Annotated in this window: 30 protein-coding genes; 13 read left to right on the top strand and 17 right to left on the bottom strand. The window is 63.5% G+C overall.

The annotated features are described in order from the left end of the window. Window positions 1-99 precede the first annotated feature (99 nt). From V3C40_RS07750 to V3C40_RS07740, 3 genes are all read right to left on the bottom strand, one after another. Window positions 100-1,020, bottom strand: a complete 921-nt coding sequence (locus V3C40_RS07750; RefSeq protein ID WP_331777079.1) for an AraC family transcriptional regulator — start codon at window positions 1,018-1,020, stop codon at window positions 100-102. Window positions 1,021-1,113: 93 nt separating this feature from the next. Continuing rightward, window positions 1,114-1,953 (bottom strand): symmetrical bis(5'-nucleosyl)-tetraphosphatase, encoded by an 840-nt coding sequence (locus V3C40_RS07745; RefSeq protein ID WP_331777078.1) that lies wholly within the window; start codon window positions 1,951-1,953, stop codon window positions 1,114-1,116. A 124-nt stretch (window positions 1,954-2,077) separates the two neighbouring features. After that, complete coding sequence (locus V3C40_RS07740; RefSeq protein ID WP_331777077.1) at window positions 2,078-2,212, bottom strand: hypothetical protein; 135 nt, start codon at window positions 2,210-2,212, stop codon at window positions 2,078-2,080. 181 nt (window positions 2,213-2,393) lie between these two features. On the opposite strand from V3C40_RS07740, the gene V3C40_RS07735 reads away from it, so the two are divergent. The 4 genes from V3C40_RS07735 to waaA all read left to right on the top strand — a co-directional run bounded on the left by V3C40_RS07735 (window position 2,394) and on the right by waaA (window position 6,508). Next, a complete protein-coding gene (locus V3C40_RS07735; RefSeq protein WP_070301219.1) occupies window positions 2,394-2,702 on the top strand; it encodes an H-NS histone family protein in 309 nt (102 codons plus the stop codon). Window positions 2,703-2,805: 103 nt separating this feature from the next. After that, a complete protein-coding gene (locus V3C40_RS07730; protein WP_331777076.1) occupies window positions 2,806-4,188 on the top strand; it encodes a phosphomannomutase/phosphoglucomutase in 1,383 nt (460 codons plus the stop codon). 4 nt (window positions 4,189-4,192) lie between these two features. After that, window positions 4,193-5,215, top strand: coding sequence for a lipopolysaccharide heptosyltransferase I (gene waaC, locus V3C40_RS07725; RefSeq protein WP_331777075.1), 1,023 nt, complete (start codon window positions 4,193-4,195; stop codon window positions 5,213-5,215). Between the two features lie 18 nt (window positions 5,216-5,233). Next, complete coding sequence (waaA, locus tag V3C40_RS07720; protein WP_331777074.1) at window positions 5,234-6,508, top strand: lipid IV(A) 3-deoxy-D-manno-octulosonic acid transferase; 1,275 nt, start codon at window positions 5,234-5,236, stop codon at window positions 6,506-6,508. Between the two features lie 102 nt (window positions 6,509-6,610). Here the strand turns inward: waaA and V3C40_RS07715 are convergent, their stop codons facing one another. The 11 genes from V3C40_RS07715 to miaB all read right to left on the bottom strand — a co-directional run bounded on the left by V3C40_RS07715 (window position 6,611) and on the right by miaB (window position 18,024). Continuing rightward, window positions 6,611-7,534: a M48 family metallopeptidase gene (locus V3C40_RS07715; protein ID WP_034746736.1), complete on the bottom strand. Its 924-nt coding sequence runs from the start codon at window positions 7,532-7,534 to the stop codon at window positions 6,611-6,613. A gap of 44 nt (window positions 7,535-7,578) precedes the next feature. Then, entirely contained in the window at window positions 7,579-8,319 is a 741-nt protein-coding gene (locus V3C40_RS07710) for a lysophospholipid acyltransferase family protein (protein WP_034746739.1), read from the bottom strand. Between the two features lie 16 nt (window positions 8,320-8,335). Further along, on the bottom strand, window positions 8,336-8,923 hold the full coding sequence (gmhB, locus tag V3C40_RS07705) for a D-glycero-beta-D-manno-heptose 1,7-bisphosphate 7-phosphatase (RefSeq protein ID WP_331777073.1): 588 nt from the start codon (window positions 8,921-8,923) through the stop codon (window positions 8,336-8,338). Further along, window positions 8,923-11,025: a glycine--tRNA ligase subunit beta gene (glyS, locus tag V3C40_RS07700; protein WP_070301224.1), complete on the bottom strand. Its 2,103-nt coding sequence runs from the start codon at window positions 11,023-11,025 to the stop codon at window positions 8,923-8,925. Before glyS ends, gmhB begins: the two co-directional genes overlap by 1 nt. Before the next feature lie 39 nt (window positions 11,026-11,064). Beyond that, a complete protein-coding gene (gene glyQ, locus V3C40_RS07695) occupies window positions 11,065-11,982 on the bottom strand; it encodes a glycine--tRNA ligase subunit alpha (RefSeq protein ID WP_034746745.1) in 918 nt (305 codons plus the stop codon). A 145-nt stretch (window positions 11,983-12,127) separates the two neighbouring features. Continuing rightward, entirely contained in the window at window positions 12,128-13,708 is a 1,581-nt protein-coding gene (gene lnt, locus V3C40_RS07690; RefSeq protein ID WP_331777072.1) for an apolipoprotein N-acyltransferase, read from the bottom strand. A gap of 16 nt (window positions 13,709-13,724) precedes the next feature. Further along, the gene (locus tag V3C40_RS07685; protein ID WP_034746750.1) at window positions 13,725-14,603 is read right to left on the bottom strand and encodes an HlyC/CorC family transporter; all 879 of its coding nucleotides are present in this window, start codon (window positions 14,601-14,603) and stop codon (window positions 13,725-13,727) included. 117 nt (window positions 14,604-14,720) lie between these two features. After that, entirely contained in the window at window positions 14,721-15,143 is a 423-nt protein-coding gene (locus V3C40_RS07680; RefSeq protein WP_070301226.1) for a DUF4259 domain-containing protein, read from the bottom strand. 4 nt (window positions 15,144-15,147) lie between these two features. Beyond that, a complete protein-coding gene (ybeY, locus tag V3C40_RS07675; RefSeq protein ID WP_331777071.1) occupies window positions 15,148-15,612 on the bottom strand; it encodes an rRNA maturation RNase YbeY in 465 nt (154 codons plus the stop codon). Beyond that, complete coding sequence (locus tag V3C40_RS07670) at window positions 15,596-16,660, bottom strand: PhoH family protein (protein ID WP_034746759.1); 1,065 nt, start codon at window positions 16,658-16,660, stop codon at window positions 15,596-15,598. Before V3C40_RS07670 ends, ybeY begins: the two co-directional genes overlap by 17 nt. Continuing rightward, on the bottom strand, window positions 16,657-18,024 hold the full coding sequence (gene miaB / locus V3C40_RS07665) for a tRNA (N6-isopentenyl adenosine(37)-C2)-methylthiotransferase MiaB (protein WP_139091229.1): 1,368 nt from the start codon (window positions 18,022-18,024) through the stop codon (window positions 16,657-16,659). The genes V3C40_RS07670 and miaB overlap by 4 nt, the downstream gene beginning before the upstream one ends. A 662-nt stretch (window positions 18,025-18,686) precedes the next feature. Between miaB and V3C40_RS07660 the strand changes: the two genes are divergently transcribed. Further along, the gene (locus tag V3C40_RS07660; protein WP_034746769.1) at window positions 18,687-19,013 is read left to right on the top strand and encodes a hypothetical protein; all 327 of its coding nucleotides are present in this window, start codon (window positions 18,687-18,689) and stop codon (window positions 19,011-19,013) included. Between the two features lie 152 nt (window positions 19,014-19,165). On the opposite strand, the gene V3C40_RS07655 is transcribed toward V3C40_RS07660, so the two are convergent. Beyond that, entirely contained in the window at window positions 19,166-20,011 is an 846-nt protein-coding gene (locus V3C40_RS07655; RefSeq protein WP_070301229.1) for an HDOD domain-containing protein, read from the bottom strand. After that, window positions 20,008-20,346, bottom strand: a complete 339-nt coding sequence (locus tag V3C40_RS07650) for a hypothetical protein (protein ID WP_072455083.1) — start codon at window positions 20,344-20,346, stop codon at window positions 20,008-20,010. Before V3C40_RS07650 ends, V3C40_RS07655 begins: the two co-directional genes overlap by 4 nt. Window positions 20,347-20,553: 207 nt before the next feature. Here V3C40_RS07650 and V3C40_RS07645 point away from each other — a divergent pair, with 207 nt between their 5' ends. From V3C40_RS07645 to V3C40_RS07630, 4 genes are read left to right on the top strand one after another with little or no spacing between them, the layout of a single operon-like run. After that, entirely contained in the window at window positions 20,554-22,119 is a 1,566-nt protein-coding gene (locus V3C40_RS07645) for a sensor histidine kinase (protein ID WP_331777070.1), read from the top strand. Between the two features lie 13 nt (window positions 22,120-22,132). Continuing rightward, window positions 22,133-22,720 carry a DUF1697 domain-containing protein gene (locus V3C40_RS07640; protein ID WP_331777069.1) on the top strand — a complete coding sequence of 196 codons (588 nt, stop codon included), beginning with the start codon at window positions 22,133-22,135 and terminating at the stop codon, window positions 22,718-22,720. Next, window positions 22,720-23,121, top strand: a complete 402-nt coding sequence (locus V3C40_RS07635) for a DUF3224 domain-containing protein (protein ID WP_072455085.1) — start codon at window positions 22,720-22,722, stop codon at window positions 23,119-23,121. The genes V3C40_RS07640 and V3C40_RS07635 overlap by 1 nt, the downstream gene beginning before the upstream one ends. After that, window positions 23,118-23,297 carry a hypothetical protein gene (locus V3C40_RS07630; protein WP_034746783.1) on the top strand — a complete coding sequence of 60 codons (180 nt, stop codon included), beginning with the start codon at window positions 23,118-23,120 and terminating at the stop codon, window positions 23,295-23,297. The genes V3C40_RS07635 and V3C40_RS07630 overlap by 4 nt, the downstream gene beginning before the upstream one ends. 70 nt (window positions 23,298-23,367) lie before the next feature. Here V3C40_RS07630 and V3C40_RS07625 read toward each other — a convergent pair whose 3' ends face one another. Beyond that, window positions 23,368-23,775, bottom strand: a complete 408-nt coding sequence (locus V3C40_RS07625; RefSeq protein WP_331777068.1) for a PEP-CTERM sorting domain-containing protein — start codon at window positions 23,773-23,775, stop codon at window positions 23,368-23,370. A 334-nt stretch (window positions 23,776-24,109) separates the two neighbouring features. On the opposite strand from V3C40_RS07625, the gene V3C40_RS07620 reads away from it, so the two are divergent. The 4 genes from V3C40_RS07620 to V3C40_RS07605 are packed head-to-tail and all read left to right on the top strand — an operon-like array spanning window position 24,110 to window position 26,225. Continuing rightward, window positions 24,110-24,463, top strand: coding sequence for an ArsR/SmtB family transcription factor (locus V3C40_RS07620; protein WP_034746789.1), 354 nt, complete (start codon window positions 24,110-24,112; stop codon window positions 24,461-24,463). A gap of 8 nt (window positions 24,464-24,471) precedes the next feature. After that, window positions 24,472-24,897, top strand: a complete 426-nt coding sequence (locus V3C40_RS07615; protein ID WP_331777067.1) for a YeeE/YedE family protein — start codon at window positions 24,472-24,474, stop codon at window positions 24,895-24,897. Next, window positions 24,894-25,325 (top strand): DUF6691 family protein, encoded by a 432-nt coding sequence (locus V3C40_RS07610; RefSeq protein WP_072455088.1) that lies wholly within the window; start codon window positions 24,894-24,896, stop codon window positions 25,323-25,325. Before V3C40_RS07615 ends, V3C40_RS07610 begins: the two co-directional genes overlap by 4 nt. Window positions 25,326-25,367: 42 nt before the next feature. Beyond that, the gene (locus V3C40_RS07605) at window positions 25,368-26,225 is read left to right on the top strand and encodes a ChaN family lipoprotein (protein WP_331777066.1); all 858 of its coding nucleotides are present in this window, start codon (window positions 25,368-25,370) and stop codon (window positions 26,223-26,225) included. The last annotated feature ends 10 nt before the right edge of the window (window positions 26,226-26,235 follow it).

Raw genomic sequence — 26,235 nt, 5'->3', positions numbered from 1 at the left:
GGCCATTATATCGGCCATGCCGTGCACGCAACAGACGTCAGCGTCGTCCTTTTGTGCTCGTTCGTCTGCGATTGTGTGATCCTTGATTTCGGCAGGCGCTTAGCTGGCCAGCTGGCGCAATCGCTGGTCGCGCCGGTAGGCGCCCGGCTGCTCGCCCGTGACCCTTTTGAAGGCGCGCGTAAAGGCGGCGTGCGAGCGGTAGCCCACCAGTTCGGCCGCGCGTTCGACGGAGACGCCGTCGTGCAGCCGGCGCGCGGCGATCTTCATGCGCAGCAGGAGCAGGAACTGGGCGGGCGAGTGGCCGCTGGCGCTGGCGAAATGCTTGCAGAAGCTGGCGCGCGACATGCACGCCGCCTTGGCCATGTTCTCGATCGACCAGTCGGCGGCGGGCGTGTCGAGCATGCGTTCGAGCAGCGGCGAAAATGCGGGCTGGTGCAGCAGCGACAGCAGGCCGGCCGCCACCTGCTCGCCCTGCGCCACATGGCGGATCAGGTAAAAGAACAGCAACTCGACCAGGCGCGCGATCAGCGGCGACGGCTGCTCCGGATCGCCGCCGGCCTCCGCCAGGATCAGGTCGAACAACGCGGCGGCCGCGCTGAAGGCGGGCGCGTCGCCGCGTATCAGCAGATACGGCGGAAACGAGTCGACGATCAGCGCGGAGAGGGCGCCGCGAAATTGAAAGAAGCCGCAGGCCAGCGCCGTCGCCGGCTGCTCCGTGGGCGTTTGCAGCGGCAGCATCGCTTGCGCGCTGACCGCCTGCAGCGGGTCGCTGTGGGGGCTGAGAAAATGCGGCAAGTCGCGCAGCAGGAAGACGCCGTCGCGCGGGCCGAGCGCAATCGGCGCTGCGCCATCGAGGTGCAGATAGCAGTGGCCATCGAGCACCAGATGAAAGCTGCCCAGTTCCCGGCCCGCCGTGGACGCGCGCCAGCGGCCGCAGTACTGGCCCACATGCAGGACGGCGGTGTCGAGTTCCAGGCTGCCGAGCAGCCAGCGCGCCAGTCTGTCGGTATCAGGATGCATGGGATGGCAAAGGCAAAAGCTCCATCATACGGGCCAGGCGCGGCAAGGCCAACGACCGATTTCGACTAAGCATATGCGCGCCGCGCTTGCCACTTAGCGTTTGCCGCTGTGCTGCTGGAACGTGGGGCAGTCGACTTGCAGCAGCGAGCGGTCTTGCAGACACACGGCCGACAGTTTTCCGCCCCACACGCAGCCGCTATCGAGGCCGATCAGGTGCGGCCGCAATTGCAGTCCCAGCGCCGACCAGTGGCCGAAGACGATGGTGTCGCCGGCGCTGCGCCGTCCCGGCACGTCGAACCAGGGCAGCAGACCGGAGCCGGGCGGCGGGCTGCCGCTTTCCTTCATCTTGAAGTCCATCACGCCGTCCGGCGTGCAAAAGCGCAGCCGCGTCATGGCGTTGACGATGCAGCGCAGCCGGTCGGCGCCCTGCAGGTCGTCGCGCCAGGCGGCCGGCTCGTTGCCGTACATGGTGCGCAGGAAGGCCACCCAATCATCGCTGCGCAGCATGCTGGACACTTCCCCGCTCAGGGACAGGGCCTGGGCCGCGCTCCATTGCGGCAGTAGGCCCGCATGCACGAGCACATGGCCGTCATGTTCCAGTGCCAGTGGCCGCTGGCGCAGCCAGTCGATCAGCTCCTCACGGTCGGGGGCAGCGAGGATTTCGGCGAGGGTGTCGGACGCATGCTCGGGCCGGATGCCGTTGGCCACGGCCAGCAGGTGCAAGTCATGGTTGCCCAGGACGCTGTCGGCCAGGCCCTGCCGCGCCAGCGCATGAATGTGGCGCAAGGTGGCCAGCGAGGCCGGGCCGCGATTGATCAAGTCGCCCGCGAACAGCAGGCGGTACGGACCATCCGCCGCCGCCTGGATCCGTTCGATCAGTTCAACGGTTTGGTCATGGCAGCCTTGCAGATCGCCGATAAAGTAAGTTTTCATATGTGCCGGGGTGAAGTGGACTACGCGCCTGCATTATAAGCATGCCTGCCCTTTGATGTTGGGACATTGCCGGCAGATGACTGATTGCGCGCATGGCGGGCGGGAAGAAAAAAGCCGGTGCCGATTATGTTGGATGGGGATTTGAATTGGCCGCATTCCCTGCGGTCATATACCGCTCATAATCCGCCGGCACGGCTGCCGGAATGAATCGCCGCGCCACGCCAGCCTTGCCGGCATGCCGGAATGCCATTTCATTCATGTTTATTCACCTCCATGCGCGCTTCCGTTATATTCTTCATTTAATCTTAATGTTGGGCCGCTAAATAAGCCGGGAGCCGTGATTCAATTGGCGACGGATTATGCAATGGTGCGCAAATGTTTATGCAATGTAGTATATTCCACGTGATTTTATTATTTAAATTAATATAAAGGATGTACCAATGGATCTGTCTACGATGACGATGCTGGAATTGCGCAAACTGGAAGATAATGTCAAACAGGAATTGAACAGCCGCGAGCGCGAAGACTTGAACAAGGCGCGCGAACAGATCATGGCCATCGCGCAGCAGGCGGGCATTCCGCTGAAACAGCTGATACTCGATGGTTTGCACCCGCGCACGGGCAAAGTCGCGGTACGTTACCGCCATCCTGACAATACCGCTGAACAATGGACAGGCCGCGGCCGCCAGCCGCTGTGGGTCAGGCAGTGGGTGGAATCGGGCAAGTCGATCGATCTGCTGCGCGTATAATTCGGTATACTCTTGGCGCAGTAGCAAGCTGCCAGCCGCACGCTGCACCTTGCCAGGCACCCTATTTATTCCTTATTCGCCCCTTACTTATACCGCCCACACCATGCTTCCATTGTCCAGAACGATCTTCAAGGCCTACGATATTCGCGGCATCATCGCTAAAACCCTCGATGCCAGCGTGGCGCACAAGATCGGCCAGGCATTTGGCCAGGCCGCCCTGGCCAAGGGCGAGCAGCGGGTCGTGATCGGCCGCGATGGCCGTTTGTCGGGACCGGAATTGACGGCGGCGCTGGCGCAGGGCTTGCAAGCGGCAGGCGTCGACGTGATCGACCTGGGCGTGGTGGCCACGCCGATGGTCTACTTCGGCACGAATGTGCTCGATACGCGCTCCGGCATCATGGTCACGGGCAGCCACAATCCACCCGACTACAACGGCTTCAAGATGGTGCTGGCCGGCGAAGCGATCCACGGCGAAGCGATCCAGGCGCTGTACCACAGCATCGTCGCGCACGACGGCAGCGCCAGCGCCACGCCGGGCACCTATGCCACGCACGATATCCGCGCCGCCTACATCGAGCGCATCCTGGGCGACGTCAAGCTGGCGCGCCCGATCAAGATCGCCGTCGACTGCGGCAATGGCGTGGCCGGCGCATTCGCGGGCGACCTGTTCCGCGGCATGGGCTGCGAAGTCATCGAACTGTTCTGCGAAGTCGATGGCAATTTCCCGAACCACCATCCGGACCCGGCGCATCCAGAAAACCTGCAAGACCTGATCCGCTGCCTGGCCGAGACGGATGCGGAAATCGGCATCGCTTTCGACGGCGACGGCGATCGCCTGGGCGTGGTCACCAAGGATGGCCAGATCATCTACCCTGACCGCCAGATGATGTTGTTTGCCGCTGACGTGCTGACCCGCCACCCTGGCGCGCAGATTTTGTATGACGTCAAATGCACGCGCCACCTGGCGCCGTGGATCAGCAAGCATGGCGGCGTGCCGCTGATGTACAAGACGGGCCACTCGCTGGTGAAAGCCAAGCTGCGCGAAACGGGTGCACCGCTGGGCGGCGAAATGAGCGGCCATATCTTCTTCAAGGACCGCTGGTACGGTTTCGACGACGGCCTGTATTCGGCCGCGCGCCTGCTGGAAATCCTCACGCGCGAAGCGGATCCCTCAAGCCTGCTGAACTCCCTGCCGCAGTCCGACAGCACGCCGGAACTGCACCTGGAACTGAAGGAAGGCGAGAACGTCGCGCTGATGGACATGCTGCGCCGCGACGCCGTCTTCCCCGGCAATGAACAGATCATCACCATCGACGGCTTGCGCGTGGAATACGCGGACGGCTTCGGCCTGGCCCGTTCGTCGAACACCACGCCGGTGATCGTCATGCGCTTCGAAGCGGAAACGCCGGCAGCGCTGGCGCGCATCCAGGGCCAGTTCAAGAGCGTGATCCTGGCCGCCAAGCCTGACGCCGTCTTGCCGTTCTGATAGCATGGCCGGTCAACCTGGCGCACAGGCGCCCTTGAAAATCCTGCTGGTGCGGGTGTCTTCGCTGGGCGATGTGCTGCATAACCTGCCGATGGTGGCGGACATCGCCCGCCATTTCCCGAACGCGACCATCGATTGGGTGGTCGAAGAGGGCTACACCAGCCTGGTGCGCCTGAACCCGCGTGTAAACACCATCTTCCCGTTCGCGCTGCGGCGCTGGCGCAAGAGCCTGGGCAAGAAAGAGACGCGCGCGGAAATCGCCGCCTTCTTCCGCAGCCTGCGCCAGACGCACTACGATTATGTGTTCGATACCCAGGGCTTGCTCAAGACGGGCATCATCATGGGCGCCGCGCGCCTGGCGCCGGGAGGACAGAAGGTCGGCCTGGCCAATGGCAGCGAAGGCTCGGGATACGAAGGCATCTCGCGCATTTTTCACACGCAAAGCATTCCTCTCGATCCGCGCACGCATGCAGTAGCGCGCGGCCGCCTGGTGGCCGCCGCGGCGCTCGGCTACACGGTCGACACGCCGGCCGATTTCGGCTTGCCGGAAGTGTCGCGTAGCGAGCCGCGCCCGGACTGGATGGGCGAAGCGCCCTACTGCGTGTATTTCCACGGCACGGCGCGCGACGCCAAGAAATGGGCGCCGGAAAACTGGATCGCCCTGGGCCAGGCACTGGCACCGATGCCGATTTTGCTGCCCTGGGGTTCGCCCAAGGAAAAGGCGGAAGCGGAAGTGCTGGCGGCCGGCCTGCCGAACGCGCGCCTGCTGCCGAAACTGTCGATGGGCGACGCCACCCTGCTGGCGAGCCATGCGGCGCTGGTGGTCGGCGTCGACACGGGCTTGACGCACATTGCGGCCGCCTTCGTGCGCCCGACGGTGGAAATCTATGCCGATTCGCCGCTGTGGAAAACGGAAGGCAACTGGTCGCCGAAAATCATCAACCTGGGCGACAAGGGTGCGCCGCCCGGCGTGCCGGAAGTGCTGGCCGCGGCACGGCGCCTGCTGGCAGACTATCCTCCCGCCTGACTTTAACATTCAATAGACATGCGACTTCTTTATACCCTCGCCTGGTGGCTGGCCTTGCCCCTGGTGCTGGCGCGGCTGTGGCTGCGCGGACGCCAGGAACCCGGCTACCGCCAGCACTGGGGCGAGCGCCTGGGCTTTTACGGGCGCCAGCCGGCGTCTGCTACAAACACCATCTGGCTGCACGCCGTCTCCGTCGGCGAGACGCGCGCGGCCGAGCCGCTGATCGATGCGCTGCTGGCCGCCTGGCCCGCGTGCCGCATCGTCCTCACGCACATGACGCCGACGGGGCGCGCCACGGGTAAATCCCTGTTCGCCAAACACGGCGCGCGCCTCGTGCAAAGCTATCTGCCCTACGACACGGGCGCCATGCCGGCCCGTTTCATCCGCCATTTCGCGCCGCGCATCTGCATCCTGATGGAGACGGAAGTGTGGCCGAATCTGATCCACCAATGCAATCGCTACAAAGTGCCCGTGGTGCTGGCCAATGCACGCCTGTCGCAGCGCTCGCTGGGCAAGGCGCAGCGACTGGGCAAACTCATTGCCGACGCGGCGCGCGGCATCACCCTGGTGGCGGCGCAGACGCAGGACGACGCCGATCGCGTGCGCCAGCTGGGCGTGCGGGACGTGGTCGTCACGGGCAGCATCAAGTTCGACGTCGTTGTGCCCGAAGCGGCGCTGGCGACGGGGGCGGCGCTGCGCAGCGCCATCGGCCAGCGCCCGGTGCTGCTGTGCGCCAGCACGCGCGAAGGGGAAGAGCAGCTGATCCTCGATGCGTATATCCGCTCGGGCCTGCCCGCGAATGCCTTGCTGCTGATCGTGCCGCGCCATCCGCAGCGCTTCGACGAGGTGGAAAAATTGATCGCGGCGCAGGGCCTGGCCATGCAGCGCAGATCGGCTTTGCAGCAAGGCGACGACGTTGCGGCGGGCACGCAGGTGCTGCTGGGCGACTCGATGGGCGAGATGTTTGCGTATTACGCGGCCTGTGATTGCGCCTTCGTCGGTGGCAGCCTGCTGCCGCTGGGCGGGCAAAACCTGATCGAGCCGGCGGCGCTGGGCAAGCCCGTGCTGATCGGTCCCCACACCTTCAATTTCGCGCTGGTCACCGAGCAGGCGATTACGTCCGGCGGCGCCGCGCTGGTGGCGGACGCCGATGCACTGATGGCGCAGGCGTCGGCCTTGCTGCAGGATCCGTCGCGTTTATCGTTGATGGGAGAAAAAGCGCTGGCGTTTGCCAACCAGCACCGGGGGGCCACGCCACGGACCATCGCGGCCATCAAGCCTTTGCTGCCGTGATGGGCGCGCGGCCAACAATGGCGTCGGATTACGCGCGCTGCGCTAATCCGACCTACGTGGCTGTAGGTCGGATTAGCTTGTAGAGCGTAATCCGACAGGCGCCTACGTAAACAGCACCGGCAGCTCTTGCGAGCGCTTTCTGAGCGCCTGCTTGGCGCCATCGTAATCGGGATAAATCGATTCCACGGTGGCCCAGAAGCGGGGGCTGTGGTTCATTTCCAGCAGGTGCGACAGCTCGTGCGCCACCACGTAGTCGATCAGCGGCAAAGCGAAGTGGATCAGGCGCCAGTTCAGGCGGATCTTGCGCTCGATGGTGCAGCTGCCCCAGCGCGTGCCGGCCGACGATAGCGACAGCGAATCGTAGCGCACGCCCAGCTTGTCCGCATATACGTCCAGGCGCGCCTCGAACAGCTGGCGCGCTTCGTGCTGGAACCAGCCCTTCACTTTTTCCTTCAATTGCTGTTCGCTGCCCGTGGGCGTGACCCATACGTGCAGCTCATTCGTCTCGCGCTGGAAGCTGGCGCGGTGGCGCGGCGCCTGGTGCAACCGCAAGGTGATCTCGCCACCAAGGTAGGGCAGCACGGCGCCATCGACCCAGGCCACGGGCGGGCGTTGCTGGCGCTGCACCTTGCGCTCGCCCCGTTCCAGCAGCTTCGAGACGATCCAGCTTTGCTTGGCGCGGATGGCGTTGTCGATTTCGGCCAGGGTGACGCGCTTGGGGGCCGTGACGCGCAAGCCGTTATCGTCGATCATGAAGCCGATGGAACGGCGCGTGGAGCGGCGCAGCGCGAATTCGACCAGGTGACTGCCCAGCTGCAGCTGGCGCAATGGCGGGCCATCGGCGGTGCGTGGCGGGGAAGGCAGGGGAGGCGGGGCAGGACGAACGATGGGCGGCGCGGGCGCCACTACCGGTGGCGCCACGGGCGGCGCTGGCGGTGCCGTGGGGCGCACCGCCGGGGGCGTGCTGGTCGAGACGTCATGCGCGAACAAATCCAGTTGCTGGTCGCCGACCTTGATGGTCTTCATCTGCTGGCGCAGTGTCGGCTCCTGGATGACCGCGCTGATGCCGTCTAGCCAGCGTTGTAGGCGTGAGGCGAAATGACGCGCATTTCTGATTCTATCCAATTTTCCACCTGTTGCATCATGCTGTCCGGGGTTTGCCCTTCCGGCGAAATCGGTTTGCCTATCGAGACGGTGATCAGTCCCGGGCGTTTGAGGAATGACTGCTTGGGCCAGCACTCGCCTGAATTGTGCGCAATCGGCACCACCACGGCGCCCGTGGCAATGGCCAAACGCGTGCCGCCGCTCTTGTACTTGCCCGCCTGGCCCACGGGAATGCGGGTCCCTTCAGGGAACATGATAATCCATTGGCCATCGGCCAGCCGGCGCTTGCCATGCGCGACGACGCTCTTGAACGCATGCTTGCCCTGTTTGCGGTCGATGGGGATCATGCGCAGCAGCGCCATGGCCCAGCCGAAGAAGGGGATGTACAGGATTTCCTTCTTGAACACATACACGAGCGGGCGTGGCAGGCTGGGAAGCAAGAAGATGGTTTCCCATGCCGACTGGTGTTTCGACAGCACGATGGCCGGCGCGTCGGGGAAGTTCTCGGCGCCCTTGACTTCATAGCGGATGCCGCAAATGACCTTGGCGCACCACAGGATAAACACGTTCCAGCGCGAGGTGACCCAATAGCGCTTGTTGTAGCTCAATGGCGCGGCAAAAAAGCACACGCAGGCCCAGACGATGGTGGCCACGATCATGATGATCATGAACAGCAGTGATCGCAGGAACAGGGAAATATTACGCAATGCGGTTCTCCGAAGATTAGATACTGAATGCTACGGTGGGCGCCGGTGTGGCTGGCGCCTTGAGCAGGTGGCTGACGACGGCCGCCAGGTCGGGGAAGACCTGGGTGCCAGGCGGCAGGCCACCCGTCTCGTTGGTTTTGTCGCCCTTGCCCGTCAATACCAGGTAGGGCACGCAGCCGCTGATGAAACCGGCCTGCAGGTCGCGCAGCGAATCGCCGACCGTGGGCACGCCTTTCAGGCTGGTGTTGTAGCGCTGCGAGATTTCATGGAACATGCCCGGTTTCGGCTTGCGGCAGTCGCAATTGTCCGCGCCCGCGTGCGGGCAAAAGAAGATGGCGTCGATATCGGCGCCCACCTGCTGCGCCAGCGTGTGCATCTTCTGGTGGATCGCGTTCAGGACCGTCATGTCGAAGTATTCGCGCGCGATGCCCGACTGGTTCGAGGCGATCACCACGCGATAGCCAGCCTGGTTCAGGCGGGCGATCGCTTCGAGCGAGCCTGGGATCGGCAGCCATTCGGCCGGCGACTTGATGAAGTCCGGCGAGTCATGATTAATGACGCCGTCGCGGTCGAGAATAATCAGTTTCAGCGCCGGAGTACCCATTATGCCGCCAGCTTGGAAATGTCGGCCACGCGGTTCATCATGCCGTGCAGGGACGAGAGCAAGGCCAGGCGGTTGTTGCGCAGGGCGACATCCTCGGCCATCACCATCACGTCATTGAAGAAGCCATCGACGTCGTCGCGCAGCTGCGCCAGCGTTTGCAGGGTGCTGGTGAAGTCGCCCTTGGCAAAGGCCGCGTCGACTTCCGGCTGCACGCGAGAGACGGCGGCGGCCAGTTTTTTCTCCGCTTCGTCCTGCAGCAGCGCCACGTTGACGCCGCCGGCGGCGACCTGGCTCAGGGCTTCCTCGTTCTTTTTCAGGATGTTCGTGATGCGCTTGTTGGCAGCTGCCAGCGAGGAGCTTTCCGGCAGGGCGGCAAACGCCTGCACGGCTTCCAGGCGCTGCACGATGTCGTCCAGGCGGTCCGGATTCTGTGCCACGACGGCTTCGATTTCATTCGGCGAGAAGCCACGCTCGCGCAGGATGCCGCGCAGGCGGTCCAGCATGAAGGTGGTGACGTCCGCGACCGGGTCCTTGAAGCCGGGCACCGCTGCGAACTGCGCTGCCGCATCCGCCAGCAAGCCCTGGATCGACAATGGCAAACGTTTTTCCAACAGCATGCGCAGCACGCCCAGCGCATGGCGGCGCAGCGCGAACGGATCCTTGTCGCCCGTCGGCGCCAGGCCGATGGCCCAGATGCCGACCAGGGTTTCCAGCTTGTCGGCCAGGGCCACGGCGGTGCCGGTGGCGGTCGACGGCAGGGCGTCGCCGGCAAAGCGCGGCTGGTAGTGTTCGGAGGCGGCCAAGGCCACTTCTTCCGGCTCGCCGTCATGGCGCGCGTAGTACGTACCCATGATGCCTTGCAGTTCGGGGAATTCGCCCACCATGTCGGTCAGCAGATCGGCCTTGGCCAGCAGGGCGCCCCGTTCGGCCAGTGCCACGTCGTACTGCAGCTTGGCGGCGATGGCGCCGGCCAGCGACTTGACGCGCTCTGTGCGTGCCGCTTGCGTGCCCAGCTTGTTGTGGTAGACGACGTTAGCCAGCAGCGGCAGGCGCGATGCCAGGGTTTTCTTCTTGTCCTGCTCGAAGAAGAACTTGGCGTCGGACAGGCGCGGACGCACGACGCGCTCGTTGCCGCCGATGATGTGCTCGGGCGTGTCCGTCTCGATGTTCGAGACGATCAGGAAGCGCGAGCGCAGCTTGCCTTCGCTGTCGGTCAGCGCGAAATACTTCTGGTTCGTCTGCATGGTGAGGATCAGGCATTCCTGCGGCACGGCCAGGAATTCTTCCTCGAAGTGGCATTCATACACGACCGGCCATTCGACCAGGGCGGTGACTTCGTCGAGCAGCGCTTCGGGCATCAGCACCTGGTCGGCGCCGGCCTTGTCCAGCAGCTGGGCGCGGATGCGTTCCTTGCGTTCTTCGTTGCTGGCGATGACGCTGGCGTTGAGGATCAGCGATGGCGCGTAGTTTTCCGCGTGCGCGATGGCGATCGGCTCGCCGTCGGTCAGGAAGCGGTGGCCCAGTGTGGTGCGGCCGGCCGTGAGGCCCAGCAGGGTCAGGGGCAGGATATTGATGCCGTGCAGGGCGATCAGGCTGTGGGCAGGGCGCACGAATTGCACGGTGGTGCCGTCCGGGCGCTGATAGCTCATCAGTTTTGGAATCGGCAGCTTGGCGGCCGATTCGGTCAACGCAGCTTGCGCGCCGGCGGCGAGCTGGCTGCCTGGCGCCGTGTACGTGTAGAAGAAGCTTTCAGCCTTGCCGTCGGCGGCGCGTTCCAGCTCGGCTACCGTCAGGTCGGGGAAGCCCAGCGCGGCCAGTTTCTTGGCCAGCGGCGGCGTGCCGTTGCCGTTCGCGTCCAGCGCCACGGAGACGGGCAAGACTTTTTCGCGGATCGATTTATCGGGCGAGACTTCGCGCACATTGGTGATGGAGACGGCCAGGCGGCGCGGCGAGGCGTAGCTGGTGGCGACGCTGTCGGCTTCGAGGAAGTCGCGCGCTTTCAGGCCGTTGACGATGCCGGCCGTGAAGGCGGCGCCCAGTTTGGCCAGCGCTTTCGGCGGCAGTTCTTCGGTCAGCAGTTCGATGAGCAGTGTTTGGTTCATGGTGTTCTTGTCTGGTACGGCGGTGTATGAGCTAGGCGATCAAGCGGCGGCGGGTTGGTCTGCGGCGGGCAGCATCGGGAAACCGAGGCGTTCGCGCGAGTCGTAATACGCTTGCGCCACCAGGCGCGACAGGGTGCGCACGCGGCCGATGTAGGCGGCGCGTTCCGTCACCGAGATGGCACCGCGCGCATCGAGCATATTGAAGCTGTGCGACGCTTTCATGATTTTCTCGTAGGCGGGCAGGGTCAGTTGCAGCTCGATCAAACGCTTCGCTTCCGCTTCGTAGTTGCCGAACTGTTCGAACAGCAGGTCCGTATTCGCGTGCTCGAAGTTGTAGGTCGATTGCTCCACTTCGTTCTGGTGGAAGACGTCGCCGTAGGTCAGTTTTTTCGTAGTGCCGTTCTCTTCCCACTCGGTCCACACCAGGTCATACACGTTTTCCACGCCTTGCAGATACATGGCCAGGCGTTCGATGCCGTAGGTGATCTCGCCCAGCACGGGCTTGCAATCGAGGCCGCCCACTTGCTGGAAGTAGGTGAATTGGGTCACTTCCATGCCGTTCAGCCAGACTTCCCAGCCCAGGCCCCAGGCGCCCAGGGTCGGGCTTTCCCAGTCGTCTTCGACGAAGCGCACGTCATTCTGCTTCAAGTCCAGGCCCAGCGCGGCCAGCGAACCCAGATACAGGTCGAGGATGTTTTCCGGCGCCGGCTTCAACACCACCTGGTACTGATAGTAATGCTGCATGCGGTTCGGGTTTTCGCCATAGCGGCCATCTTTCGGGCGGCGCGACGGCTGCACATACGCGGCGCGCCAAGGTTCCGGGCCGATCGCGCGCAGGAAGGTGCCGGTGTGGAAAGTGCCGGCGCCGACTTCCATGTCGTAAGGCTGGAGCAGGGCGCAACCTTGCTTGTCCCAATAGGTTTGCAAGGTCAGGATAATTTGTTGAAATGTGAGCATCGTATGAGTTCGCCGCGCGGGAGGCTGCGCTTTGTTAAGGTTTGCTTGAAGCCCGGACGCTGTTGTTCAAGCGTCCGGGCCGGGGTTTTGCTAATTTTAGCGGTTTTTACGGGCCCACTGTGACTCTTCGGGCAATATCGGCCGCTTATTGCTGCGCGGCGCGGCCACGGCGGGCGGCGCGCGCCAGCAGGAAGGCCGTCAGCAGGGCCAGCGCGGCCAGGGCCAGCACCAGTTTATTGCCGTACAGAATGTATGGCGTCATGCCGCCCATGCCTTGCACCTTGGCCGCCAGCGTGGCTTGCTGCTCCGGCGGCAGCAGGCTTTGCACGACGCCCTTGCCGTCGATGACGGCGGTGGCGCCCGTGTTCGTCGAGCGCAGCATGGGGCGGCCCGTTTCCAGGCTGCGCATCTGCGAAATCTGCAGATGCTGCGGGATGGCGATCGAGTCGCCAAACCAGGCCAGGTTCGAGATATTGAGCAGCACGGATGCCGACTGCTTGCCATGGCGGTGAGCGCTGGCCAGCTGGCCGGCGATTTCTTCGCCAAACAAGTCTTCGTAGCAGATATTCGGCAGCACCAGCTGGTCGCGCACGGGCAAAGGCGCTTGTACTTCCGCGCCGCGGCCCATGTCGCCCAGCGGGATGGCCATCATGGCGACAAACCAGTGCAGGCCGGGCGGCACGAATTCGCCGAACGGCACCAGATGGTGCTTGCGGTACTGGTAGTACGGTCCCGGCGTGCCGTTGGGCGTGATGCCCACGGCCGCATTGTAGAAGCGCTGCTGCTCGTCGAGCACGGGCATGCCGACCAAAATCGTGCTGCCCGTCTGCTGTGCATAGGTGCCCAGGCTATCGAGATAGCCTGGCGGCAGCTGGTGCGGCAGCACGGTGACGGCCGTTTCCGGTGTGGCGATCAGGTCGGCCGGCGCGCTGGTGATGGCGCTCTGGTACATCTGCAGGGCGCCCAGCACGAAGCCGGGGTCGAATTTCTGCTGCTGCGGCACGTTCCCTTGCAGCAGGCGCACGGTGATCGGGCGTCCGACAGGGTGGGTCCACGCCACGTACTGCAAGCCGATGCCGGCCGCGTACAGCGCGATGACGCCACCCAGCGCAAACCAGCGCGTGCGGTGCGTCAGCAAGAGCAGGGCGCCGGCCGACAGCGCCGCCAGCCAGCCCAGGCCATACGAGCCGACGATGGGGGCAAAGCCGCCCAGCGGGCTGGTATTGTGGGCGTAGCCGGTGGCCAGCCACGGGAAACCCGTAAACAGCCAGCCGCGCGTCCATTCGAACAGGGTCCACGTGGCGGGCAGCACCAGCAAGGTCATGGCGGGCAGGGACAGCACCCAGCGCTGGCGCAGCCAGGCGGCCGCACCCATGGCCAGGGCCACGTAGATGGCCATCAAGAGGGCCAGCAGGGCCACGGCGATGGCGGCGATCGGTGCGGCCATGTCGCCATAGCGGTGCATGGAGATATACAGCCAGTGCGTGCCGGCCGCGCACCAGCCGAAGCCGTAGGCCCAGCCGATCAGCGCGCCGGCCTTGACGTTCGCCGCGCGCAGCACTTGGTAGAACAGCACGCCCAAGCTGAGGATTTGCAGGGGCCAGTAGCCGAAAGGGGCGAACGCCAGCACCGCGACGGCGCCGGCGATGGCTGCAGTCAGCATGCGCGCCCACGTGCTGCGGGGCGGTTTGGCGGGGGCGTTGGGGTCGGCGCGTCTGAAACGCATTTACAGCACGCGCATGTCAGAGTTCCAGTTCCGGCACGTTGGGCAGGCGCTCGACGAGCAGCACGTGCACCTGGCGCGCATCGGCGCGCAGTACCTCGAAGCGCAGATTGCCCAGGTCGAAAATATCGCCCTTGTGCGCCATGCGGCCCAGATACTTCGACACGAGGCCGCCGATGGTGTCGACGTCGTCGTCGACCAGATGGCTGCCCACTTCTTCGTTGAACTGTTCGATCTCGGTCAATGCCTTGACACGCCAGCGGGGGCCGAACTGGCCTTCCTTGAGCGAGAGGATATTGTCCTCGGCTTCGTCGAAGTCGTATTCATCCTCGATGTCGCCGACGATCTGTTCCAGCACGTCTTCGATGGTGATCAGGCCGGCGACGCCGCTGTATTCATCGACGACGATGGCCATGTGATTGTGGTTGGCGCGGAAATCGCGCAGCAGCACATTCAGGCGTTTCGATTCGGGGATGAAGATGGCGGGGCGAAGCATGTCGCGCACGTCGAAAGTTTCTTCTGCGTAATAACGCAGCAAGTCTTTCGCCAGCAAGATGCCGATGACCTTGTCGCGCTCGCCTTCGATCGCGGGGAAGCGCGAGTGGGCGGTCGACAGGACTTCCGGCATCCATTCCTCGATCGGCTTGCTGATGTCGATGACATCCATTTGCGAACGGGGAATCATGATGTCGCGCGCGCAGAGATCCGATACCTGGAACACGCCTTCGATCATCGACAGGGCGTCGGCGTCGATCAGCTTGCGTTCATGCGCATCGTGTAGAACTTCGAGCAATTCTGCACGGTTCTCTGGCTCGGGGGAAATGAGTGCGGTCAGGCGTTCAAACAGTGACCGGTGGGGCTTGACGTCAGTTCTGACGCCACTAGGGTGCTCGGGCATAGGAGGCGTGAGCCGTTGTTGCGAAGGGATATAGGATACACCAAAAGTGGGGTAATACCGGATTTCCCCGCTTTTGATGCAAATTTAATACGTTGAAGTGCGCCGTTGCGCGATCTTTTACGCCGCTTCCGGGCCCAGCACGCGCGCGCGCAAGGCCGCCACGTCGGCCTGCCAGTCGGCGAAATGCTCGCTGTCTTGCCACAGCTGGCGCAGTTCCGACGCTTCGGCCGTGATGCGTTCGAAGGCCAGGCGCGCTTTTTCCAGCAGCGGCGGCGTGACTTTCTTCTTGCAGGCGGCCACCCATTCGTCTACTTCCGCGGTGGCCGGGTCGTTTTCTCCCGGCTTGCCCAGGAGGCGCGCGATCACGTCCAGCGCGGCCAGCGCTTCGGCGGCGAACGGCGCCTCGAGTTCCGCTTCCTGGCTGTCGATGACGTTGTCGAGCGTCGTCTCGACCAGTTCCAGGGTTTTATATTCGTGCAAATCCTGCGCCCAATCCATGGCGTAGTCGTTGCCGAAGGCGTCGGTGGCCCAGGTTCCCATGCGCTTACTCCTTGTACGGGTCGGTAATGCCGAGTTTTGCGAGGATGTCCGTTTCCAGGCCCTCCATCTCGGTGGCTTCCTCGTCATCCATGTGGTCGTAGCCCTGCGCATGCAGCACGCCGTGGACGATCAAATGGGCCGTGTGCTCTTCCACGCTTTTCTTTTGTTCCGCCGCTTCCTTTTCCAGCACGTCCGTGCACAGGATGATGTCGGCGCGCGTCGGCTCGTCGTCGCCCAGTTCTTCGCCTTCGTTGTAGGCGAACGTCAACACGTTGGTGGCGTAGTCCTTTTCGCGGTAGTCGCGGTTCAGGGTGCGGCCTTCTTCCGCGTCGACGAAGCGGATCGTGAATTCGGCCGGCGCGAACAGGGCCGCCTTGACCCAGCGGCGAACTTTCGGGCGCGTGATCAGGGTTTCCAGGCGGGTGTCCGGGTATTGCACGGACAAGGACAGTTTATTTTTTTCGGACATTTTTGGCGGCAGCTGGTTTCAATAAGGAGGGCAAGTGGGCGGCATCGGCATTGGCCGCCTGCGCCGTTTCATAGGCGTCGACGATGCGTGCGACCAGCGGATGGCGCACCACGTCGGTGCTGTTAAATTGCGTGAAGCCGATGCCGCGCACATCTTTCAACACGTGCACGGCGTCGATCAAGCCGCTCGTCTGGCTCTTGTGCAGGTCGACTTGCGTCACGTCGCCCGTCACCACGGCCTTGCTGCCAAAGCCGATGCGCGTCAAAAACATCTTCATTTGTTCGACGGTGGTGTTCTGCGCTTCATCGAGGATGACGAAGGCGTGGTTCAAGGTGCGTCCGCGCATATAGGCCAGCGGGGCGATCTCGATCACCTGTTTCTCGAACAGCTTCTGCGTGCGGTCAAAACCCAGCAAGTCGTACAGCGCGTCGTACAGGGGACGCAAATACGGGTCGACCTTTTGCGCCAGGTCGCCCGGCAAGAAGCCCAGGCGCTCGCCCGCTTCGACGGCGGGGCGCGTCAAAATGATGCGCTTGACGGCGTCCCTTTCGAGCGCGTCGACGGCGCAGGCGACGGCCAGATAGGTTTTGCCCGTGCCGGCAGGACCGACGCCGAAGCTGATGTCGTGTTCGAGGATGTCGCGCAGGTAGGCGATCTGGTGCGGCGTGCGCCCGCGCAGGTCGGAGCGCCGTGTTTTCAGCACGGGGCTGGCGATGTCCGGTTCGACAAAGGTGCTGGCGGGCGCGTTGGCGTGGTGTTCGGAGGCGGCGGACAGGCCCGCGCGCTGTTCCACCAGGGCCAGCTGCACTTCTTCGAGCGGCACGACCTTGTTGGCGATGGCGTAGAACTGCTCGAGGATTTCCACGGCGCGTTCGGCATTGCTGCCGCCGACGATGAATTTCTCGCCGCGGCGGAAAATCGTCACGTCGAGGGCGGCGGAAATCTGGCGCAGGTTTTCATCGAGCGGTCCGCACAGGTGCGCCAGGCGCGTGTTATCGAGCGGCTCGGGGATGAAGTAATGCGGCTGTATCGGGGCTTTGGTTTTCAACTGGCTCTTTTCAATGCGGGTGCGCTGGCGACCAATTCGCCGCGCAGGGTGTAGGAATGGCTTTCGGTGATGCGTACGTCGACCAGCTGGCCGACCAGCTGCAGCGCGTCCGGGCCCGCGTCGAAATTGACGACGCGGTTGTTCTCGGTGCGGCCTTGCAGTTCACTGTCATCGGTGTCCTTTTTGGAGCGGCCTTCGACGAGGATGGTTTGCACCGTGCCCACCATGGCCAGGCTGTACTTGCGCGTGTTGGCGTCGATGGCCGCCTGCAGCTGCTGCAGCCGGGCCAGTTTCACCTCGTGCGGCGTGTCGTCTTCCAGGCTGGCGGCCGGCGTGCCGGGGCGCTTGCTGAAGATGAAGCTGTAGCTGTTGTCAAAGCCCACGTCCGCGATCAGCTTCATCATGGCGTCGAAGTCAGCCTGGGTCTCGCCGGGGAAACCCACGATGAAGTCGGACGAAATGGCCATGTTCGGGCGCACGGCGCGGATGCGGCGGATGATGGACTTGTATTCGAGGCCCGTGTAGCCGCGCTTCATGGCGCCCAGCACCTTGTCGGAGCCGTGTTGCGCCGGCAGATATAAATGGTCGACCAGCTGGGGGATCTTCGCGTAGGCGTCGATCAGCCGCTGCGTGAATTCCTTCGGGTGGCTGGTGACGAAGCGCATGCGTTCGATGCCGGGAATGTCGGCCACGTATTCGAGCAGCAGGGCGAAGTCGGCGATCTCGCCGCCTTCCATCGCGCCCCGGTAGGCGTTCACGTTTTGCCCCAGCAGGGTGATTTCCTTGACGCCCTGGGCGGCCAGGCCCGCCACTTCCGTCAGCACGTCCTCGAAGCGGCGCGACACTTCCTCGCCGCGCGTGTAGGGCACGACGCAGTAGCTGCAGTATTTGCTGCAGCCTTCCATGATGGAGACAAACGCCGAAGCGCCTTCCACCTTGGCTGGCGGCATGTGGTCGAACTTTTCGATTTCCGGGAAGCTGATGTCCACTTGCGCATCGCCGCTGGCACGGCGCAGTTCGATCATCTGCGGCAGGCGGTGCAGCGTTTGCGGGCCGAAGACCATGTCGACATACGGCGCGCGCTTGACGATGGCGTCGCCTTCCTGCGACGCCACGCAGCCGCCCACGCCGATCAACAGGTGCGGCTTGGCCAGTTTCAGCTCGCGCAGCCGGCCCAGGTCGGAAAACACTTTTTCCTGCGCCTTTTCGCGCACGGAGCAGGTATTGAGCAGGATCACATCGGCGTCTTCCGGCGTGTCGGTGCGCACCAGGCCATCGGAGGCGCCCAGCACGTCGGCCATCTTGTCCGAGTCGTACTCGTTCATCTGGCAGCCGAAGGTTTTAATGAATACTTTTTTCTGCATGGAGTCAGGCGCTTATCGGTAAATGTGGCTGCAAATAAGTGTGGCGGAAAATAAGCTGGGCAGGCGGCTTGCGCCGTGCGCCGCTCGGGGCGGGAGGCGGTGGATGACCGGCCGGGCGCCTCTGGCTGCCCGGTGGCAGGCTCGCTGCAAGTTCAGGCCATAGTTTAGCGTAAATCGCGGGCACGGGCCATGTCGTGCTGACCTTGCCGACAAGGTTGCCGCTTGTATATGCCGCCATGTGTCGTGATGCTCAAAAGCATTTATTGCCGTACGTCACCATTGATTTGTAACAAGTTGCTGCAAAGCCTTGTGTGCGCCCGCTGGCATCCTAATGTGTTGAAATAGCATCGTTGCCAAGCCAACCAGCAGCGTGATTGATATTTAACAATCAGGAAGTTTGCGCGAGGCGCAGATGCCGCGTGTTTGGGCTAGTATATTGTCTTATATGCAATTCATTGTGGTGGGTTGCAGTGCTGTTTACTCACGCGGCAAGTTGCGTACGTTGGCTGGGCGTGGCTGTGCGAGTCCTGTGCGGGCAGTGCGATAAGGAGGAAGGGCGGGGGAAGGCTGAATCAGTGGGAAAGACGTTTATTTAAACACTCTAAGCCAGCCTTAAGTTCGTATCGGCATTATTTTCTACATTCACCAGACGAGGAAAAATCATGGCACATCATGCATTAGCATCGCAAGAGAGTTACAACCCGAACCACCTGCTGGATATTCTGCTGAGCAAGATGCAGCTGAAGAACGATGCAGCCCTGTCGCGTCTGCTTGAAGTGGCGCCACCGGTCATCAGCAAGATCCGCCACCACCGCTTGCCGGTCGGCGCCTCGCTGCTGATCCGCATGCACGAAGTAACGGGCATGAGCATCCGCGACCTGCGCGACTTGATGGGCGATCGCCGCACCAAGTACCGTCTGTCCGACGCCCAGGGCCGTCCAAAAGCGGAAGACCGCGGCGATGCGCAAGAATCGAATTACGCGCACTGATGTGGCGGTTGTACGCTGACTGTGCCGCTTGCGTAGCTACTGGCGGCAACAGGCTGGCGTGGACCGGGCAGCATGGACGTACCGTCATACCCCTAACGGCTTTCGCTTCCCAGCGAGGGCCGTTTGCGTTTGCGGCATTGTGAGGATATTGCTTAGCTCAGCAGTGCCGAGGTGATTTCGTCGTAGCGCAGCTCCGTTTCGCGGAACAGCTGCAGATACGCGTCTTCGCCCAGGCCCAGCGCATCCCAGGCCACCGGCGAGACGCGCGGCACCATATCGTCGCCCGCCTGCGCCAGGTCGAGCGCGCAAACAACCGCATTGGCCACGTGGATCAGCGATGCGAGAAAGCCTGCCCCCGGCGTTTCCGGCTGCAGATAGTTGCCCAGCGCCAGGCGCATGGTGTCGGAAAAATTCCAGTGTTCGGCCAGGGCCACGCCCGCCTGCACGTGGTCCACGCCAAGCACGGCCTGTTCCGCTTCGAGCAGGCTGCAATCGTGCGCGGCCTGGTGCGCGATGGCTTGCGCGTAGTGGGCGGGAAAGCTGCTGACCAGCACCAGGCGGCCGATGTTGTGCAGCAAGCCGGCCGTGAACGCGTAATCCTGGTTGAAACGGATCTGCCGCGCCAGCACCTTGGCGCAGGCGGCCGTCGCGACCGAATGGCGCCAGAAGGCCTTGTCGTCGAAACCGGGGCAGCGTCCTTCCGGGAAGCAACCGGTGATGGCGGCCGACGTGATCAGGCTGCGCGTCGTCTGGAAGCCCAGGTACGTGATCGCCTGCTGGATGGTGGTGGCCTTCACTTGCAAGCCATAGTGGGATGAATTGGCCAGGCGCAGGGTTTTCGCCGTCAATGCCTGGTCGTACGACACTTTTTTGGCCAGCACGGAAATATCGACATCTTCCTGATCGATGCTGTTGAGCAGCTCCATGACGACGGCGGGCAAGGAAGGCAGGTCATCGAGATGGGCGACGATATCGTCGAGCGTCAGCTGCGTGCTCATGCGGCCTCTCCCGTGCCCAGGCGGTACGCCGTGACATAGCTGCGCAGCAAGGTGGTGGCCGCGTCCAGGGGATCGTCGGGATCATGCTTGCGGAACAGGTAGGCCAGCCGTTCGCTGTCGGCCGCCTGCTGCGCGGCGATGGCTTCCGGAGTAGGGGGCGGCGCCTGGATCGGCAGCATGTCGATGTTGTGGCGGGGCATCAGGGCCAGCATGTTTTCCGTCAATACGGCGCCTTGCGGCAACAGCACTTGTCCATGCGCATCGAGCAAGACATCCGACAAGATCATGCCGGGACGAACTTGTTCCAGGGGTAGATGTTGATGCGTGACCGCCATGACGACTCCTTAGATGATTGCGGGATATTACCATTGCCATGCCGCAATGTCTCAACCTGCATCAAAGTCCCTATCGAAAGTGGAAATACTGTAAATCTTGCCAATAAGCATGTCATACCGTACATTTGATTCAGGCCCTTGTATTGCCGACGTATCTGCGCCCGCGCCGCGGGCCGGCGGCAGGCCTGGCCCGGGGAGTGTTGATTGATGGCGAGTATCCAAGTCCGGCTGACCCTGCTTTTTGTCGTGATCGTCACCTTGGTGCTGGGCATTTCCGGCAGCTATACCCAATATACACTGAGCCAAGAACTCGAATCGGGCAGCGCGCGCCTGCGCAGCGGCGTGCTGACGCGCTTGCAGACCAGCTTGCCTTCGGCCCTGTGGGACCTCGATAAATCCAAGGTCGACAGCATCGTCGCGGCTGAAATGCTGCCGCCGGAACTGGTCGGCATCCGCGTCTACGACGCGTCGGTCGGCCTGTTCGCGGGCGAAGTGCGCGACGCGGGCGGCACCCTGGTGCCTTTGAGCGCCGACGTGGCCATGGGCGGCACGCCCGTCGAGGCGCCGCTGGTGTTCCGCGATGCCGTGGCGGCGGCCACGGGAGGCAAGCCAGTGATCGTCGGCAAGGTCATCGTCAATTTCAGCCGCGCGCAGATCGATGCGGCCCTGCATGCCGAAGTGCGGCGCAAGGTGCTGGAAGTGTTGCTGCTTGACATCATCCTTGTGGGCGCCCTGGCGCTGAGCCTGCGCATCGTCTTCGAGCCACTGAAACAGTTGCGCGACGGCTTGTTCGACCTGGCCACGCGCGGCAGCGACGAGGTCGAAGAGCTGCCGGAGAATCGGCGCGACGAACTGGGCGACGTGATCCGCGGCTTCAATGCCGTGCAGCGCAAGCTCAAGTCCATCATCGAGGGCAGCCGCGAGGCGGAAGACATGGCGCGCCGTTCGCAGCAGGCAACGGCGCAGGCCATGGACGAGCTGCGCCGCACGCAGGAATCGTTGCTGCAATCGGAGCGCCTCGCTTCGCTGGGCAGCCTGGTGGCCGGCGTGGCGCATGAAATCAACACCCCGGTCGGCATCGCGCTGACCAGCGCCTCGGTGCTGAAGGAAGCCACCGATGACATCAGCGCGGCCGTGGCCGGCGGCAGCGTGAAGAAGACCGACATCGTGCGCTACCTGGAAACGGCCGGCGAAAGCGCGCGGCTGATCATGAACAATGCCTACCGCGCCGCCCATCTGATCCACAGCTTCAAGCAGATCGCCGTCGACCAGGTCAGCGAGGCGCGCCGTTTGTTCGAATTGCGCGACTATATCGGCGAGGTGATCTCGAGCCTGCAGCCGACCCTGAAAAAGACGCGCATCAGCATCGATATCGATTGCCCGTCTGACATCATGCTCGACAGTTATCCGGGCGCATTGGCGCAGGTGCTGACCAACCTGGTGTTGAACTGCGTCGAGCATGCGTTTGATGCGGACACGGCCGGTAACATCCATATCGGCGTGCGCCGCGATGGGGACGCGATCGCCATGCAGGTGCGCGACAACGGCCGCGGCATCGCGCCAGACATGCTCGACCGCGTGTTCGACCCGTTTGTCACCACGCGGCGCGGGCAGGGCGGCACGGGACTGGGCTTGAATATCGTGTTCAACTTGATTGCCAAGCAGTTTGGCGGCACCATCACGGTCAGCAGCACCTTGGGGCAGGGTGCGGCGTTCCTGCTGCGCCTGCCCACGGTGACGCCGTTGCCGGAAAGCAGCAACAGCCAGGCATAGGCAAGGAGACAGCATGGCACAGATAGAAAACAGTCAGCAAGTGGCGCTGTTGCGCGGGATTAATGTGGGCCGCGCCAAGCGCGTGGCCATGGCCGACCTGCGCAAGCTGCTGGGCGACCTGGGTTTTGCGCACGTGCGCACCGTGCTCAACAGCGGCAACGTCGTGTATGACGGGGGCAAGGTAGCGCCGGCCGAGGCCGCTGCCAGCATCGAGGAAGCGCTGGTGCTGAAACTGGGCGTGGCGGCCAGGGTGACGGTGCTGTCGGCCAGCCAGTTTGCCGAGCTGGTCGAACAAAACACCTTGGCGCCGGCGGCCGATGCGGCCCGTCTGCTGACCCTGGTGCTGAACAATCCGGCCGACGTCCAGCGCCTGGCGCCGCTCTTGCAGCAGTCGTGGCAGCCCGAAGCGCTGGCGTTGGGGCGCTGGGCCGCATATGCGTGGTGTCCCGATGGCGTGCTGGCCAGCAAGGTGGTGGCGGCGCTGGGCGTGCTGCTGGGCGACGGCGTCACCTCGCGCAACTGGGCCACCATGCAAAAACTGCATGCGCTGCTGAGCGAACCCGATGCGCCAGCCACATCTTCATTTTCCAAGGAGCACTGATGCCTTCCATTACCGGTACCTTCGACGTCACCATCACCCCGGAAACCTTGTCGGACACGGCCGCGCAATCGGGACTGGGACGCTTGTCGCTCGACAAGCGCTACCACGGCGCGCTCGAGGCCAGCGCGCAGGGCGAGATGCTGAGCGCGCGCGCCAGCGTGAGCGGCTCGGCAGGCTATGTGGCGCTGGAACGGGTGGAGGGTACTCTGGACGGACGCCGCGGCAGTTTTTATTTGCAGCACAGCGGCACGATGACGCGCGGCGCGCCCGCCTTGTCGGTGACGGTGGTGCCCGATACGGGGACGGAGCAGTTGCAAGGACTCAGGGGCAGCCTGGCCATCCGCATCGAGGACGGCAAGCATTATTATGATTTCACGTATGACATTGTTGAGACGCAATGAACTGGGATATCGTCAAGGGTGTCCTGATTGTCCTCGTCGCCATCAGCGTGGTGGTGACGGCCTTCGTGCTTATTTCCGCCTCGGGCCCGGACAAGGCGGGCTGCATCGCGCGGGCCCTGAAGTCCGGCATTCCGGTGGGGAACATCGAACGGGTCTGCCGCCTGCTCGACAAATGATGGCGCCATAACAAAACATTCCGCACCAGGCGGAATGTTCTTCAGCAGCACCTTGCCAGTGCAGGCGCCGTCAGTTATCGAATTTTTCCTGTTTTTCGCCGTGCAGGCTCAAGGCCACCAGGCCCAATCCCACCAGCAACATCGAGTACATGCTCGCTTCAGGCACGGGGGCCGGTACGTTGGCTTGCTGTGCGGGTGCGGCCGTCATGGGCCTCGGCGGCGCCAGGGCCACATGGCGCGCGCCACTGGTGCTCCAGTGCGGTGCCGCCGTCGCGCTGCTGCTGGCCAGCAGGCGTGCATACGGCAAGTCCGGCGTTTCCCAGCCGGGATTATTATTCAAGCTGATGCTTTCATCGATCATCACGCGTTCGCCGGCTTCGTGCAGCTTGCCGGCTGTCGTGTCGCTGACTGCCGCCATGCTCCATGTGCTGGCCGACAGCGCCAGCAAGGCCATGCATAGCGACTGATAGATTCTCATCGTGCTCTCCCTGTTGTTCACCGCGCGGCGCAGCCGAAACCGGCTAGCGCATGGACGGACAATTCGCCTGTACGGGGGCGTATCATGGTTTTTCTGCTGTTCTCCCATTACAGCATAGATCGTGACAATTTTGATACGCTTATTTCCTCTTTATTACGAATATTTGTCATTTTGATAGCGTAAACGTGATCGCTGCCGCACACTTTGCATAAGCACGCTATCGGCGAAAAAACACTGTTGTTTTTTTGTGCGAATCGTCAGCACGAAAACAATATATTGATTAGTATATTGTTTATCGCACGCTATTCAACATGACCGCCTGTGGGAGGGCAAGATGGAGACAGTCGCAACACAACACGCCGAATACAACCTCGACGCCATGCGTGGCTCGGCCTACAAGGCCAGCTCGCTGCTCAAGGCCATGGGCAATGCCGACCGGTTGATGCTGCTGTGCCAGCTGTCGCAGGGCGAGCATTGCGTCAGCGACCTCGAGCAAAAAGTGGGCATCGGCCAGCCGACCCTGTCGCAGCAGCTGGGCGTGCTGCGCGAAGAGATGCTGGTGGCCACGCGGCGCGACGGCAAGCAGATTTATTACCGCGTCGCCAGCGCGCCCGTGCTGGCCGTGCTGCAAGTGTTGTACGCGCAATTTTGCGCGCCGCGCGCCCCGTTCAACGACGAAGCGGACTGAACCCTGCCATGACGATAGACTGGCAGCACTTCACGCCGTGGGCCTCGCTGGCCGGCGGCATGCTGATCGGCCTGGCGGCTGCGCTATTGATCCTGTTCAATGGCCGCATCGCCGGCATCAGCGGCATCGTCGGCGGCCTGCTGCGTCCGCGCAGTGGCGACCTCGGCTGGCGCATCGCCTTTCTTGCCGGCCTGATCGGCACGCCCTTGCTGTACCCGTTGTGGCAAGCCTTGCCGTCCGTGCAGATCGACGCGGGCACACCGGCCCTGATCGTGGCGGGCTTGCTGGTGGGTGTCGGGGTGCGCTATGGCGCCGGCTGCACCAGCGGCCACGGCGTGTGCGGGCTGTCGCGCCTGTCCCCGCGCTCGCTGGCGGCCACTTGCGCTTTCATGGCGGCCGGCTTCCTCACCGTCTATCTGTTGCGCCACCTATGAACAAACTGATTCTTTCCCTGTTAAGCGGCCTTGTCTTTGGCTTGGGCCTGATCGTCTCCGGCATGTCCAATCCAGCCAAGGTGCTCGCTTTCCTCGACCTGGCCGGAGCCTGGGATCCGTCGCTGGCGCTGGTGATGGGCGGCGCCATCGGCGTGGCCTTGCCCGCCTTCTGGCTGGCGCGGCGGCGCACCAGGTCGCTGCTGGGCGAAGCCATGCAATTGCCGGTATCGCGGCGCATCGACCGGCGCTTGCTGCTGGGCAGCCTGGCCTTTGGCGCGGGCTGGGGCATCGCCGGTTTCTGTCCCGGTCCCGCCCTCGTGTCGCTGCTGGCGGGCCAGCCGAAGGCGTGGATGTTTGCCGGCGCCATGCTGGCAGGCATGGCCGTGTTTGAAGTGCTGGAGCGCCGCAAGCTGCCCGCGCCGGCCTGAGACGGTACAATCTGGCGCATCGCCACTTTGGATACCGCTTACATGACCACCGTGATTTTCCGTGCCGGCGCGCGCGCCGCCCTGCTGTGCAGCATGCTGGCGCTGGCCGCCTGCGGCAGCCTGCTGAAGAAGGAGGCGCCGCCCCCACCCCCGCCCGTGGCCGACGCCTTGCCCAATCCGCAAGTGCTGCTGCTTGGTGAAGTCCCTGACAATGCGCAAGGCCAGCGCCTGCGGGTCGAGGAATTGCGCCGCCGGCTGGCGGCCGGCTGGCGTCCCGTGATCATCATGGAGCAGTTCGACCGCGAAAACCAGGCCTTGCTGACGCGCGCCGCGCGCGAATGCGCCGACCCCGATTGCATCATCCGCGTGATGGAACAGCCGCGCTGGGACTGGAGCGTGTACCGGCCCGTGCTGGACCTCGTCATCAGCTACCAGCTGACCCTGGTCGCCGGCAATTTGTCGCCGGCCGATGCCTCGCGCATCGTGCGCGACGGCATCCAGTGGTCGATGCCGCCCGCCATGGTGGCCACGTACCTGGCCGCGCCCGTGCCGGCCGATATCCTGGAAGGGCAAAAGAAGGAAGTCCAGGCGGCCCGCTGCAATATGCTGCCCGACATGATGGTGGGTGGCGTCGTCAACGCCCAGGTGGCGCGCGATATCTGGATGGCCAAGCTGATCCGCGACCAGGCGCCGCGCGACGTGGTGCTGATCGCCGGCAATGAACATGTGCGCAAGGACATCGGTGTGCCCCGCTGGCTGAAGCTGGCCGACCCGCAACTGAACGTGCGCAGCATCGGCTACCTGGAGCAGGGGACCACCGGCTACAAGGGCACGTTCGACCTGACGCAAACAATGCCGGCGCAGCCGCGCCCGGATCCTTGCGCCAAGTTCAAGAAATAAGGTTCAAGAA

The sequence above is a fragment of the Janthinobacterium sp. LS2A genome (assembly GCF_036543145.1).
Lineage (GTDB): Bacteria > Pseudomonadota > Gammaproteobacteria > Burkholderiales > Burkholderiaceae_D > Janthinobacterium > Janthinobacterium aestuarii.
This window is presented reverse-complemented; position numbering and strand designations above follow the sequence as displayed.

Bases quoted from the DNA above. Each gene is read 5' to 3' on its own strand.
- V3C40_RS07750 (WP_331777079.1), bottom strand. From the start codon at position 1,020: ATGCATCCTGATACCGACAGACTGGCGCGCTGGCTGCTCGGCAGCCTG.
- V3C40_RS07745 (WP_331777078.1), bottom strand. From the start codon at position 1,953: ATGAAAACTTACTTTATCGGCGATCTGCAAGGCTGCCATGACCAAACC.
- V3C40_RS07740 (WP_331777077.1), bottom strand. From the start codon at position 2,212: ATGAATGAAATGGCATTCCGGCATGCCGGCAAGGCTGGCGTGGCGCGG.
- V3C40_RS07735 (WP_070301219.1), top strand. From the start codon at position 2,394: ATGGATCTGTCTACGATGACGATGCTGGAATTGCGCAAACTGGAAGAT.
- V3C40_RS07730 (WP_331777076.1), top strand. From the start codon at position 2,806: ATGCTTCCATTGTCCAGAACGATCTTCAAGGCCTACGATATTCGCGGC.
- waaC (WP_331777075.1), top strand. From the start codon at position 4,193: ATGGCCGGTCAACCTGGCGCACAGGCGCCCTTGAAAATCCTGCTGGTG.
- waaA (WP_331777074.1), top strand. From the start codon at position 5,234: ATGCGACTTCTTTATACCCTCGCCTGGTGGCTGGCCTTGCCCCTGGTG.
- V3C40_RS07715 (WP_034746736.1), bottom strand. From the start codon at position 7,534: ATGAAGACCATCAAGGTCGGCGACCAGCAACTGGATTTGTTCGCGCAT.
- gmhB (WP_331777073.1), bottom strand. From the start codon at position 8,923: ATGGGTACTCCGGCGCTGAAACTGATTATTCTCGACCGCGACGGCGTC.
- glyS (WP_070301224.1), bottom strand. From the start codon at position 11,025: ATGAACCAAACACTGCTCATCGAACTGCTGACCGAAGAACTGCCGCCG.
- glyQ (WP_034746745.1), bottom strand. From the start codon at position 11,982: ATGCTCACATTTCAACAAATTATCCTGACCTTGCAAACCTATTGGGAC.
- lnt (WP_331777072.1), bottom strand. From the start codon at position 13,708: ATGCGTTTCAGACGCGCCGACCCCAACGCCCCCGCCAAACCGCCCCGC.
- V3C40_RS07685 (WP_034746750.1), bottom strand. From the start codon at position 14,603: ATGCCCGAGCACCCTAGTGGCGTCAGAACTGACGTCAAGCCCCACCGG.
- V3C40_RS07680 (WP_070301226.1), bottom strand. From the start codon at position 15,143: ATGGGAACCTGGGCCACCGACGCCTTCGGCAACGACTACGCCATGGAT.
- ybeY (WP_331777071.1), bottom strand. From the start codon at position 15,612: ATGTCCGAAAAAAATAAACTGTCCTTGTCCGTGCAATACCCGGACACC.
- miaB (WP_139091229.1), bottom strand. From the start codon at position 18,024: ATGCAGAAAAAAGTATTCATTAAAACCTTCGGCTGCCAGATGAACGAG.
- V3C40_RS07660 (WP_034746769.1), top strand. From the start codon at position 18,687: ATGGCACATCATGCATTAGCATCGCAAGAGAGTTACAACCCGAACCAC.
- V3C40_RS07655 (WP_070301229.1), bottom strand. From the start codon at position 20,011: ATGAGCACGCAGCTGACGCTCGACGATATCGTCGCCCATCTCGATGAC.
- V3C40_RS07650 (WP_072455083.1), bottom strand. From the start codon at position 20,346: ATGGCGGTCACGCATCAACATCTACCCCTGGAACAAGTTCGTCCCGGC.
- V3C40_RS07645 (WP_331777070.1), top strand. From the start codon at position 20,554: ATGGCGAGTATCCAAGTCCGGCTGACCCTGCTTTTTGTCGTGATCGTC.
- V3C40_RS07640 (WP_331777069.1), top strand. From the start codon at position 22,133: ATGGCACAGATAGAAAACAGTCAGCAAGTGGCGCTGTTGCGCGGGATT.
- V3C40_RS07635 (WP_072455085.1), top strand. From the start codon at position 22,720: ATGCCTTCCATTACCGGTACCTTCGACGTCACCATCACCCCGGAAACC.
- V3C40_RS07630 (WP_034746783.1), top strand. From the start codon at position 23,118: ATGAACTGGGATATCGTCAAGGGTGTCCTGATTGTCCTCGTCGCCATC.
- V3C40_RS07625 (WP_331777068.1), bottom strand. From the start codon at position 23,775: ATGAGAATCTATCAGTCGCTATGCATGGCCTTGCTGGCGCTGTCGGCC.
- V3C40_RS07620 (WP_034746789.1), top strand. From the start codon at position 24,110: ATGGAGACAGTCGCAACACAACACGCCGAATACAACCTCGACGCCATG.
- V3C40_RS07615 (WP_331777067.1), top strand. From the start codon at position 24,472: ATGACGATAGACTGGCAGCACTTCACGCCGTGGGCCTCGCTGGCCGGC.
- V3C40_RS07610 (WP_072455088.1), top strand. From the start codon at position 24,894: ATGAACAAACTGATTCTTTCCCTGTTAAGCGGCCTTGTCTTTGGCTTG.
- V3C40_RS07605 (WP_331777066.1), top strand. From the start codon at position 25,368: ATGACCACCGTGATTTTCCGTGCCGGCGCGCGCGCCGCCCTGCTGTGC.